General features: G+C 50.1%; 9 protein-coding genes. All 9 read left to right on the top strand.

Annotation, left to right across the window (positions count from 1 at the left end; genetic code table 11):
* The first annotated feature begins 64 nt into the window (after positions 1-64).
* From K7P76_RS13475 to K7P76_RS13435, 9 genes are read left to right on the top strand one after another with little or no spacing between them, the layout of a single operon-like run.
* Entirely contained in the window at positions 65-949 is an 885-nt protein-coding gene (locus tag K7P76_RS13475; protein WP_232185820.1) for a carbohydrate ABC transporter permease, read from the top strand.
* Positions 950-968: 19 nt separating this feature from the next.
* On the top strand, positions 969-1,784 hold the full coding sequence (locus K7P76_RS13470) for a carbohydrate ABC transporter permease (RefSeq protein WP_232185819.1): 816 nt from the start codon (positions 969-971) through the stop codon (positions 1,782-1,784).
* A 50-nt stretch (positions 1,785-1,834) separates the two neighbouring features.
* Positions 1,835-2,863, top strand: coding sequence for a LacI family DNA-binding transcriptional regulator (locus K7P76_RS13465; RefSeq protein WP_232185818.1), 1,029 nt, complete (start codon positions 1,835-1,837; stop codon positions 2,861-2,863).
* 36 nt (positions 2,864-2,899) lie between these two features.
* On the top strand, positions 2,900-3,838 hold the full coding sequence (locus K7P76_RS13460) for a carbohydrate kinase family protein (protein ID WP_232185967.1): 939 nt from the start codon (positions 2,900-2,902) through the stop codon (positions 3,836-3,838).
* 20 nt (positions 3,839-3,858) lie between these two features.
* Positions 3,859-5,139, top strand: a complete 1,281-nt coding sequence (locus tag K7P76_RS13455; RefSeq protein ID WP_232185817.1) for a glycoside hydrolase family 125 protein — start codon at positions 3,859-3,861, stop codon at positions 5,137-5,139.
* A gap of 30 nt (positions 5,140-5,169) precedes the next feature.
* Positions 5,170-8,217 (top strand): glycoside hydrolase family 2 TIM barrel-domain containing protein, encoded by a 3,048-nt coding sequence (locus K7P76_RS13450; protein ID WP_232185816.1) that lies wholly within the window; start codon positions 5,170-5,172, stop codon positions 8,215-8,217.
* Between the two features lie 24 nt (positions 8,218-8,241).
* Complete coding sequence (locus tag K7P76_RS13445) at positions 8,242-9,183, top strand: aldo/keto reductase (RefSeq protein ID WP_232185815.1); 942 nt, start codon at positions 8,242-8,244, stop codon at positions 9,181-9,183.
* Positions 9,180-9,932, top strand: coding sequence for a sugar phosphate isomerase/epimerase family protein (locus K7P76_RS13440; RefSeq protein WP_232185814.1), 753 nt, complete (start codon positions 9,180-9,182; stop codon positions 9,930-9,932). Before K7P76_RS13445 ends, K7P76_RS13440 begins: the two co-directional genes overlap by 4 nt.
* Positions 9,933-9,964: 32 nt before the next feature.
* A complete protein-coding gene (locus K7P76_RS13435; RefSeq protein WP_232185813.1) occupies positions 9,965-13,105 on the top strand; it encodes an alpha-mannosidase in 3,141 nt (1,046 codons plus the stop codon).
* Positions 13,106-13,122: the final 17 nt, after the last annotated feature.

Below are 13,122 nucleotides of genomic sequence, written 5' to 3'. Positions count from 1 at the left end.
TAAATAATGGATAGGGTGGGGAGGCAAGACGAGCCCCGCCTTATCCAATTAGCGGAGGAGTAATATGGGAGGCCTTTTAAAAGAAATTTATAAAAGCAGGACGCTTTATCTGTTTATTTCTCCATTTTATATTTTGTTCCTGATCTTTTCCGTGTTTCCGATTTTCTTCTCGATCTATCTTTCCGTGCATAAATGGGATGGGATCGGGGAAATGACGTCCGTAGGATTCAACAACTTTAAGTATATGTTCAAAGATCCGAGCTTTTGGCAAGTAATAGTCAACAATGTAGCCATTTGGTTATTAAGCAATGGTCCGATGCTTGTAATGGCATTGATCGTCGCGTTTGTCATCAATATGTCGATCGTCAAATTCAAAGGTTTTTTCAGAATTACTTACTTTCTTCCGAATATTACGGCCATGGTTGCCGTTGTCATTATATTTCAGTCCATGTTCGGCAACGAGTACGGGCTGATTAACTTTTTTCTCGAAAAGATCGGGTTGGATAAAATCGCTTGGTTTAATTCAAGCACCGGAGTCAGGGTCGTAATCGCGGCCATGATCGCATGGAGATATTTGGGATACAATGCCATCATTTATTTGTCCGGTTTACAGAGAATCCCTAAAGACTTGTATGAAGCGGCGGATCTGGATGGCGCAACGATGCTTCAAACATTCACCAAAATAACGATACCGATGCTGAGGCCGATCATCTTGTTCTCCGTAATGATGTCGACGATCGGAGGATTCCAAATCTTCACGGAACCGCAAGTGCTGGCCGGAAACCAATCGCCATATCCCGGATCCGATACGATCGTTCTCTACATGTATAGAGAAGGATTCATTTACCAGAATTACGGTTATGCGGCCGCGGTATCGTGGGTGTTGTTTGTCATCATCGGAATCATATCCTTACTGAATTGGAAATTGTTCAACAAGTCGGACGATTGATATTAAAGGAGCATAAAAGATGACTGCAAAAAAGATATTCGTGCATACTTTTTTGTTAATCGGTGTTATATTGTCGATATTCCCGTTTTATTGGCTTGTGGTTATGTCCACGAACGAAACGAGCGCGATCTTTGCTTTTCCGCCGAAGCTTACGTTCGGTAATTATTTAGTGACGAACTACAATCATGTAATGGATAATATCAACTTTATTCGCGCGCTAACCAACACCTTGTTTATTGCCGTGCTTAGCACCTTTCTTCAGTTGTTTTTCAACTCGTTGACGGGATTTACTTTTTCTAAATTTAAATTTCCCGGATCCAAGGTGCTTTTCTATTTAATGATCGCTACGATGATGATTCCCGCGCAAATGCTGCTCGTTCCGCAATTCATCATTATCAAGGAATTCGGATGGCTCGGAAGTTATAAGGCTCTAATCGTACCGAGTATGGCAAGCGCGTTCGGAATTTTCTGGATCAGGCAATATGCGCTGGCCATTCATGATGATTTGCTCGAAGCCGCACGTATAGACGGCTGCAATAAATTCGGATTGTATTGGCGCATCGCTTTACCGATTTTAAGGCCAGCGCTTGCTTTTCTTGCCATCACGACTTTCATGGGCGTATGGGAAGATTACTTGTGGCCGTTAATCGTCTTGACGGATACGTCTAAATTCACGTTAATGCTGGCGTTGCAGCAATTAAAATCGGTTCATACCGCCGATTATTCCATGGTTATGACAGGAACGCTGATGGCAACCCTGCCATTGATTGTGTTTTTCCTCGTAGTGAGTCGGCAGTTTATTGCCGGTATCATGGAAGGCGCGGTTAAAAGCTAAGAGATCGACATGCGGATGGCGTTTAGTTTTGCGGAGGGCAGGGTGACGGCATGGCGCCGAAAATTAAGGATGTCGCCAAGAAAGCCGGCGTTTCCGTAACGACGGTATCAAGGGTGCTGAATGGCGAGAAATACGTAAAGGACGATCTGAAAGCGAGGGTTCAACGGGCGATAGACGAGCTTGGCTATTCACCCAGTCATATCGCGAGAAGCCTTGTACGGAAAAAAACGAATTTGATCGGCGTAATCGTGCCCGACGTCACTTCAAGTTTCTATTCCACCATCCTAAGTACGATCGAAAAAACCGCAAGCATCAACGAGTATAATCTTATGGTCTGCAACATTATCGAGGACAACGATAAAGAGCTTAAATATTTGCAAATATTCAAACAGATGCGCGTAGACGGCATTATTATTATGCACGAGAAATTAAATACCGAAATTCGCGAATTGATCCATAAGCTGGATATCCCGATCATCTTCTCAAGCGTTAAACCCGTGGAACAGAAATTCGTTTCCGTCATCATAGACGATTATGCGGCAGCTTACGATGCCACGCGTTATTTGATCGGGCTCGGACATTCGCGAATCGGATTTATCGGCGGAGATATGAGGGACGTAACTTCGGGGCAAAACAGGTTTGCCGGTTATAAACAGGCGCTTGCAGATTGCGCCATCGAAGCCATTGGAGATTACATCCGGTTCGGTGATTATAAAACGCAAAGCGGTTACGAAATCATGAAAGAAATGTTGGCTGGCGATGTTGTTCCTACTGCGGTTTTCGCGGTCAGCGATGACATGGCGGTAGGGGCCATGAATTGTATCCATGACGATGGACTTCGAGTTCCCGACGATCTATCCGTAATCGGATTCGACGGAAGCCAACTGACGGAACAGGTTCGTCCGCGCTTGTCCTCCATGGAACAGCCTATTCTTGAAATGGGAATCGTAACGGTCGACGCGCTGCTCGCTTTGATTTCGGGGAACGAAGGCGCACCTAAGAAAGACGTTATTCTAAAGCATAAGTTGGTCATTCGCGACAGCTGCAAGAGTTATGTGAATAGCAGCACAGAAGCTTAATCATAAAGCGACTGGAAGAGGGAGAAGAAGTTGAAAATGTTTGATGCGGTGGTCATCGGAGACGTCAATATCGATCTTGTAGTGGTGGGATGCAATGAAATTCCTCAGCCCGGACAGGAAGTATTTGTGGATAATATGATGATGCACGTAGGCGGGGGAGCGGCATTATTTTCGGTCTCGCTTGCCAAGCTTGGCCTTCATGTCGCTTTTAACGGAGTTCTTGGGGATGACGGTTATGCCCGCTATATACGGGAAAGCTTTGCTCAATATGGTATCGATACCAGGATGATACAAACGAGTCGAATTCATAATACGGGAATTTCGATTGCATTTAATCCCGATACCGACCGGTCCTTTATTACTTATGCGGGATCGAATGCGGAGCTTCAAGTGGAAAAGCTGGATTTGAACCAAATCGCTCAAGGCAGGCACGTCCACGTGACCGGGTACAAAGGAAGGCGAAATCATGACCAGTATATGGCATTGGCCAAAGCCTTGAAAGAGAAGGGTGTAACCTTATCCTGCGACGTAGGCTGGGATGATTCCGGGGAGTGGGACAATGGCGTATTCGAATTGATGCGGTATTTCGACGTCTTCCTTATGAATGAGACCGAGGCTCTTCATTATACCGGTCTCGAGAGCATAGAAGACAGCCTTCGGCACATGGCGGAGTATTGCAGCCATGTCGTGGTAAAGCTAGGGTCGAAAGGAGCCATTGCGATGAAGGACGGCGTGCTTTCCCGTCGTGCTGGTTATCTGGTTGAAGCCGTTGATACGACTGGTGCAGGCGATTCCTTTAATGCCGGATATTTATTCGGCTTTTTGTCCGGCAAGGATGCGGATACCAGCTTGCGGTACGGAAATGCTTGCGGAGCTCTTTCGGTCAGCGCCTATGGCGGAAGCACGGGCACCCCAGATCTTGAGGGACTGAAGGACTTTATCCATAAACGCGAGGAAGAGCCAGCAATCACTTAAGAGAAGGAAGGTTAGACGAGATGGCATTGCCTGATTCCGTAGTTGCTTATCTGGAGCAGTCGGAGACCAAGCTTGCGGCGTATCCGAAACTGCTTCGCATGTTCAAGAATTGTTATCCGAATACGCTTGAGACGACAACGAAATGGCTCGCCGATGAAACGGTATTCGTAATTACCGGAGACATTCCTGCTATGTGGCTGAGGGATTCCAGCGCGCAGGTTAGACATTACTTGCCGCTCGCGGCCGAAGATAAACAATTGCAGGTTTTGTTAGCGGGCTTGATTCGCAGGCAAATGAATTATATTCAACTCGATCCCTATGCGAACGCGTTTAACGAGGAAGCGAACGATAACCGGTACGATCAAGATTTAACCGAACTGGACCCGTGGGTGTGGGAACGGAAATACGAGATCGATTCGCTTTGTTATCCGATACAATTGGCCTACTTGTATTGGAAGGCAACCGGGCTGACGCATGTGTTCGATGAATCTTTCCGTTCCGCCGTCCATACGATTATTGCCCTTTGGAAGACGGAACAAAGGCATGCGGAACAATCCCCATACCGGTTCGCCCGCATCGATTGCCCGCCGAGCGATACGCTGCGCAATAACCGCATGGGCATGCCCGTTAATTATACCGGAATGACGTGGTCCGGATTTCGGCCTAGCGACGATGCCTGCACGTTCGGTTACTTGATTCCCGCCAATATGTTCGCTGTCGTGGCGCTTCGTTATATCGAAGAGATAGCGAGCGCGGTGTGGAACGACGAGGAAGTCGTCCGGCTTGCGGCCGAGCTTCGCGAGGAGATCGATTTCGGCATCCAAGCTTACGGAACCTATCTTCATCCGAAATACGGGAAAATCTATGCATACGAAACGGACGGATTCGGCAATTACAATCTGATGGATGACGCCAACGTACCGAGTTTGCTGTCCATTCCTTACCTAGGTTACTCGTCCTTTGAAGATCCGATTTACCGCAATACGCGCAACTTTGTATTAAGCAGCGATAATCCCTATTACTACGAGGGTAATTATGCTAGAGGAATCGGAAGTCCGCATACGCCCGCTGGCTATATATGGCCGATTAGCTTGGCGATGCAGGCGCTCACTTCTAAGGATGAGGCCGAAGTACATGAAGTTCTGAAAATGCTGATGGAAACCGACGCGGATACGGGATATATGCACGAAGGGTTCAACCCGGATAACCCCGCTGAATATACGCGCCCATGGTTCGCTTGGGCAAATAGCTTATTCGGTGAATTAATCCATCGCTTGATGAGAAGAGGGTACTTCGACTGACTATATTCCTTAATTCGGAAGGTGATGTCCATGATTTCTATCCAAAAATATTGGGAAGACCCAAACGTGCTTCAGGTGAACAGGCAAGCTCCCCGAGCCTATTACATTCCCTACGCGGATGAACGATCGGCGAAATCCGGCAAACGAGGACATTCCCCTTTTTATCAAACCCTAAACGGAAAATGGAAATTTCAATATCATAGCGGTGTAAACAACGTCGAACAACTCTTTTACGAGGAAGCGGCAGACATAAGCGGGTGGGACGATTTAATCGTTCCGTCGTGCTGGCAGGTGAAAGGTTACGATCAGCTTCAATATACGAATATTAACTATCCTTTTCCATGCGACCCGCCTTTCGTTCCAGACGACAATCCGGCTGGACTTTACGTGCGGGAATTCAATGTCGCGAACGAATGGTCGGACAAGGACAAGTACATCGTTTTCGAAGGAGTTAACTCCTGTTTCTACTTATGGGTAAACGGAGCGTTCGCAGGCTACAGCCAAGGCAGCCGCATTCCGGCGGAATTCAATGTGTCTGCCCTGCTTCGGTCGGGGAAAAATCGTATCGCGGTCATGGTGCTGAAATGGTGTGACGGATCCTATCTTGAAGATCAGGATCTATGGCGGTATTCCGGCATTTTCCGGGACGTTTATGTGCTTGCTCGCGATGCCGCGCATATCCGGGACGTGTTCAATAAGCAGTCTTTTGAAAATGGTTTCCGCAAGGCCGTGCTCGAGACGGAGATTGAAACGACAGGGAAACTCGAAATCAGCGCCGAATTGAAGGACGCTCAAGGAAATGTTGTTGGTTCCGCCCCAACCGTCGTCGTGGACGGAAAAAGCACTCTCCGGTTTGAATTGACGAATCCGATTATGTGGAATGCAGAGAAGCCGTATCTTTACCGGCTTTACGTCCGCAGCGCGGAAGGAGAAGTGCTTCAGTTTCCGGTCGGATTCAGGAAGGTCGAAATCACGGAAGGGGAATTCCGAATCAACGGTCAGGCGGTTAAGCTGAAGGGCGTCAACCGGCACGATTCCCATCCGGAGCTCGGACAGACGATCCCCATCCATCATATGGTTAAAGATTTAGTTCTTATGAAGAGGCATAATATCAATACGATTCGTACTTCCCATTATCCTAACGACTCGCGATTCATGGAGCTCTGCAACGAATACGGTTTCTATGTCGTGGATGAAGCGGATTTAGAATGTCATGGCATGGGAACCGCATCCGAGGATGGCGATGCTCATGGGCTGTCTCGCGATCCATCATGGAAAGCCGCGTTCGTGGAACGGGCGGCTCGAATGGTGGAACGGGACAAAAATCATCCGTGCGTCGTGATGTGGTCGTTGGGAAATGAGTCCGGTTACGATTTCAATCATATCGCGATGGCAGAATGGATCAAGCAGCGGGATCCCTCCATCCCCGTTCATTACGAGGGCGCCGCTCCGCATTACGAAGGCAATCCGAACGTCGAATATTTGGATTTGGAAAGCCGGATGTATACCTCGGTGAAAGAGATCGAAGCTTACGCCCGCGACGAAAACCGCGTATTGCCATTGTTCTTGTGCGAATACAGCCACGCGATGGGAAACGGCCCCGGTGATTTGAAGGACTACTGGGATGTCATCTATCGTTATCCGAAGCTTATGGGAGGATGCGTCTGGGAATGGTCCGATCACGGGATCAAGACGGAAACCGAAGACGGGACGCCATATTATGCTTACGGCGGCGATTTCGGGGATAAGCCCAATGACGGGAATTTCTGCATCGACGGACTAATTTCACCCGATCGCAAGCCTCATACCGGGTTACTGGAGCTTAAGAAAGTCATAGCGCCGATCCGTATCGAGCAGCAAGATTTGAGAACCGGCTCGATCAAGGTGACGAACCTGTACGATTTTATCGATTTATCCCATGTAGGGATTTTCTGGAAATTAGAACAAGATGGACATATCATTCGTCAAGGCCAACTGGACAATATCGACGCAGCGCCTCATAGTTCGCAAATCTTGGCCCTTCCTTACGATTTGTCGGGGATGTCAACCGACCGGTTCGTTCTTACCTTATCCTGTTGGTTAAAGGAAGAGACGGTTTGGGCCGAAGCCGGACACGAAATTACGTTCGAACAGTTCGAATGGGGTGTAGAGCAACGGACGGTAACCGAAACTTCCTTTAAACATAAGCATTCATCTTCCATTGAAGTCGAGCAATCGGGACAGTGGCTTACGGTAGAAGGCTTCGATTTCCGCCACGTGTTCGACTTGCGCGATGGCACCGTTCATCGGATATCGCGACACGGCGTGGACATGCTCGAAGCACCTTCCAAATTCTCGATCTGGCGGGCGCCTTTGGACAATGATATGCATGCGAAAGAAAAATGGCTGGAGGAAGGTTACGACCGGACGGTCATGAAGACGTACCAATGCGAGTGGGAACGGACCGAGGACGGTTCAGTCGAGATCCGAACTCGTTTTTCGCTCGGGGCGGTCAGCCGGTTTAATATTCTCAGCGGCGAGACGAATTGGATCGTGAACGGCAGCGGAGAAATTACTATGCGGGTTAACGCAAAGTTCGCAGAGGGGCGGAAACTGCCTTATCTTCCGCGTTTCGGACTACGGCTTTCCATGCCGGAAGGAATGGAGGAGGTCGAATATTTTGGTTTCGGACCTCATGAAAGCTATGTCGACAAACGCCAAAGCGTGAAAAGAGGCCGGTACTTAACGACGGTCGACGAAATGTTCGAAAACTACATCATGCCGCAAGAAAACGGCTCCAGATACGGAACGGAGTGGGCTGTCGTATCCAACGAGCTAGGAATGGGCCTTAGATTTTCCGTAACGGATGGGTTCTCCTTTAATGCATCGCACTTTGCGCCGGAAGATCTAACGAAAGCCGCGCATAATTATGAGCTTGCAAAGGTGAAAAGAAAAGAAACGATCGTCCATCTGGATTACCGGATGAGCGGCGTAGGATCGAATTCCTGCGGACCGGAGCTTGCGGAACCTTATCGTCTTAACGACAAGGAATTCCAATTCGAGCTGCGCTTGATGCCGGTGTTTAAAGAGGACGAATAAAGCAAACTCCAAGGAGGACTCACAATGAAATATATTCAAATCCCAGGCGTGGACAAGAAGATTTCCCGGTTGTTCATGGGTACGGGAGACCTCAGGAAATTAGAGGAGCCGCAGCGGATCATGCTCGATGCTTTCATTAACGCCGGCGGTAATGCCTTCGATACCGCGCATCAATATCGGGGCAAAGAACTCGTGCTTGGCCAATGGCTGGCAGAGACGAAGCTCCGGGAACAATTGGTTATCCTAACGAAGGGAGCCCACCATGATGACGGGAGTCCGGGACCTCGCGTGAATCCGCAGGCGATTCGCAAAGATTTGACCGAGAGCCTGGAGAGGCTCGGTACCGATTATGTCGATCTCTATGCGCTGCACCGGGACGATCCGACTGTTGCGGTCGGACCGATCATCGAAGAGCTGAACGAACATCTTCAAGCGAAAAAAATTCGGGCCATCGGAGCTTCTAACTGGTCCTACAAACGGATCCAGGAAGCGAACGAATACGCGGCCGCCCATAACTTAACGGGATTTTCCTTCAGCAGCCCGAACCTGAGCTTGGCCAAACCTCTTGAAGCCAGATGGGAAGGTTCTATCTCGGCAGACGAAGAAACTTGCGAATGGCACGCCAAGACTCAATTGCCGTTGTTGGCTTGGTCTGCCCAAGCGGGCGGATTTTTCTCCGGGAACTTCGCTCCCGACAAACGGACGGACGAGGAAATGGTCAGAGTATACTATAGCGATGATAACTGGGAGAGATACCGCCGTGCCGTGAAGCTGGCGGAAGAGAAGCAAGTAACGCCGATCCAAATCGCATTGTCCTACGTTCTTTATCAGTCTTTCCCGACTTGCGCCATAATCGGACCTCGCAATCCGGAGGAGTTTAATTCCTCGATTCAATCGATGAACCTGGAGCTGACTCCCGCGGAAGTCGAATGGCTGGATTTGAAAAGGGAGGGAATCGCGCAATGATTAAACATAAATTGGCGGCTCAGCTATATACCCTAAGAAACGAAGTCAAGAAAGACTTCCCGGCGGTGCTGAGGGAGCTTAGCAAGATGGGATGGGCAGCCGTTCAAATCGATGGTTTGCACGGATATTCCGCACGAGAGATCTCTTCGGTCATGAAGGAAGTCGGCATGCAAACGGCAGGCATGCACGTTGGCTTGGAGCGAATGAAACATGATCTGGAAGCGGTGCTGGAGGAAGCCGACCTGTTCGGTACGAAAGATTTCATTTGCCACTCGCTGCCGGATGGTTTACAGACGCCTGAAGGGTACGCTAGCGTACGGAAAGATTTACTCGATGTTGCCGCTAAAGTCAAAGGTACGGAATACCGGGCAGGCTATCATAATCATGACTTTGAATTCCATACGACGATCGATGGGAAATTCGCTCTCGAATACTTGCTGGAAGATCCGGCTGTCTACGCGGAGATCGACACCTATTGGGTTTTGAAGGCTGGGCATGACCCGCTGTCCTTCATCCGCAATTACGCCAACCGGATGCCTATTCTTCATCTGAAGGACATGACGGCAGACGGCAAGCAATATTTCGCCGAAATCGGAACCGGACTCATCGATTTTGCCCCTATCTTAAAGTGGGGATTGGAGAACGGCGTTGAATGGTTTGCCGTAGAACAGGATTATTGCCCAGGCAAACCGATGGACAGCTTGGCGATCAGTTTGGAAAATTTGTTGAAGCTGGAAAAAACGCTCTGAGTTGATACTCCGGGAAAAAGGTGAGGATATTCATGTTGTTTACCGAAAAGAAGCTGGAAGCAAGACTAAACGAGCTAAGCGAAACTCGTTATCGCGACGCCGTGCCTTTGGAAAGCTTCGCGGCCATTGAAGACGAACTCGGGGCTACGGGAGCCCGGCCGCCGGCTGCTTTGCCAACGTTCGAATTAAAAACCGGCGATACATGGAAAGGCCGGGACCGTTATATATGGTTATCCCGCAACGTCGAAATCCCGAAGGAATGGGCAGGCAAAACCGTGCTTGGTCGTTTCGACTTCGGAGAGACGGGCGGAGGCAACAACGACGGCTTCGAATCGTTGCTGTACTGGAATGGCTCGCCGTACCAAGGCGTCGATTCCAACCATCAGGAAGTATTTCTGCCGGATGAAGCCGCCGGAGAGACGGGGCGGATGGACATCCGCCTATGGTCCGGTTTGGACGGCGGAGGCAAGCCGCGCGAGATGAAGCATACGGTGAACCGGGCCGAACTGTGCTGGCTGGACGAGAGGATCGACGATTTTTATTACACGGGCCGTGCTGTGCTGGAAACGATTCAGGCGCTGGATGCGGGGCATCCCGACCGCGTAGGTCTCGTCAAAGCGCTCGACCGCGCGCTGCTTAAGGTGGATTGGTCTCAGCCGGGCTCCGCAGCTTATTGCGACTCCGTTTATGAAGCCCGCGAACTGCTGCTGGAGCAATTAAAGCACTTCGACAAGCATCACACGGTTACGGTCACAACGATCGGTCATACCCATATCGACGTGGCTTGGCTGTGGAGGCTGAAGCATACGCGGGAGAAAAGCGCCCGTTCGTTCTCCACTGTCCTGCGTTTGATGGAACGTTTTCCGGACTACGTGTTTTTGCAGACGCAGCCGCAGCTGTACGCGTACATTAAGCAGGATTACCCGGAGATTTACGAGCAAATTCGCGAACGCATCCGCGAAGGACGTTGGGAAATCGGCGGAGGCATGTGGCTCGAAGCCGATTGCAACCTGACTTCCGGGGAATCGCTCGTAAGGCAATTTCTGTTCGGAACCCGATTCATGCGCGAGGAGTTCGACGTGGAAAGCACGTATTTGTGGCTGCCCGACGTATTCGGTTACAGCTGGGCGCTTCCGCAAATTTTGCAGAAATCCGGTTTCGATACGTTTATGACCACCAAAATCAGCTGGAATCAATTCAATAGAATGCCGCATGACACCTTCAAGTGGCGGGGAATCGACGGTTCGGAAGTGTTAACCCACTTCATCACGACGCCGGATGATTGGGAAGAAGCCAATTCCTTCTTCTATACGTACAACGGCTTGGTCTCTGCCAAAACGGTTAAAGGCGCGTGGGAAGGTTATCAGGAAAAAGAAGTGAACCAAGAGCTGCTCCTTTCTTATGGGTACGGAGATGGAGGGGGAGGCGTCAATCGGGAAATGCTCGAGATGCGACGCCGACTGGATACGATGCCCGGATTGCCGAACGTGAAGACGGGCCGCGCGGATGAATACTTCCAGCGGCTGCAGCAAACGTTCAAAGAGACGGATCGATATGTGCATACGTGGGACGGCGAGTTGTACCTCGAATATCACCGTGGCACCTATACGAGCCAGGCCTACAACAAACGGATGAATCGCAAGCTTGAGCTGCTATACCGCGAGACGGAATGGCTGAGCTCTTTGGCTGGCGTGATGAAGGGCGACTTGGGCCAATACCGGCAAAAGCAGCTGAACGAAGGCTGGACGATTATTTTGCGCAACCAATTCCATGATATTATTCCGGGTTCTTCGATTAAGGAAGTATACGAAGACAGCCGTGAAGAATACGCGGAAGCGATGGCGATTGCCACGGATGCATGGAATGAGGCGGCAGCCGTTATTGGCAGCAAGAAAGAAGAAGGCGCGTTGACTGTTCTTAACAGCTCGCCGTGGGAGCGCACCGATTTGCTCGAAATCGCGGGAGACAACGTACCGGCAGGAAGCGTATGGACGGATGCGAACGGACATAGCCTTGCGGCTCAATACTCCGACGGGCGTTGGTTCGTGGAAGCGTCCAAGGTACCATCTCTAGGGATGACGGCCATTCATTATCGGACAGACTCCACGAAACCGACCGCCGTGACGGCCGACATTCCTTTCCGCTTGGAAGGTCGCTTGCTTAAGACGCCTCATTACGAGATCGAGTGGAACGAAGCCGGTCAACTGATCCGAATATACGATCTGGACAATCGCCGCAACGTGCTCGCGCAACAGTCCCGAGGCAACATACTGCAAGTATTCGAGGACAAACCGCTTAACTTCGAAGCTTGGGACGTCGATATTTTCTACCAGGAAAAAATGCGGGAAATTTCCGATTTGGTTTCCGTGGAGCTTGTAGAAGCGGGGCCTCTGGCTGCGGTCGTGGAATTTAAGTGGCGTTACGCGAAGTCCGTGATCACTCAGAAGATGGTCGTCTACGCAGGGAAAAGAAGGATTGAATTCCGTACGCATATCGATTGGCAGGAGCATCAGCAGCTGTTGAAAGTTGCGTTCCCGGTAGACGTTCGTTCAACGGAAGCCACTTACGATATCCAGTTCGGCAACGTTAAACGTCCGACGCATTGGAATACGAGTTGGGATTGGGCGCGCTTCGAAACGGTCGGGCACCAATGGGCCGATTTGTCCGAGCGGGGATATGGCGTTAGCTTGCTGAACGATTGCAAATACGGTTATGACATCAAGGATAACGTTCTCCGCCTGTCGTTGCTGAAATCCGCGATCAATCCTGATCCGGAAGCCGATATCGGAGACCACACATTTGTTTACGCTCTTCTACCGCATGAAGGGGATTGGTACGCGGGCGGCACCGTGCAGGAAGCGTGGTCGCTTAACAATCCATTGACCGCTTACGAAGGAGCTCCCGCTCGGGGCGCGTTTTCCATGTTCCGCTTGTCAGCCTCTAACGTGATGGTGGATGCCGTGAAAAAAGCGGAGGATGGAGATCGCCTTGTGCTGCGTGTCCATGAATTCGCCGGCGTTCGCTCGACAGTTGAGCTTAGCAGCGATTTGCATATTGTTTCCATGCAGGAATGCAATCTCATGGAACGACCGATCGGAGAAGCAGCGACTTCCTTAACGTTCGAGCTGAAGCCTTACGAAATTAAAACGTTTATTATCCATCTCCAAGTCTAGTCTCTTCAGGCAAGGAA

Origin of the sequence: Cohnella silvisoli (genome assembly GCF_021190915.1) — a bacterium.
GTDB classification, from domain to species: domain Bacteria; phylum Bacillota; class Bacilli; order Paenibacillales; family Paenibacillaceae; genus Cohnella; species Cohnella silvisoli.
Note: the sequence above shows the minus strand (reverse complement) of the source record. Positions and strands in the feature narration are given on the sequence as shown.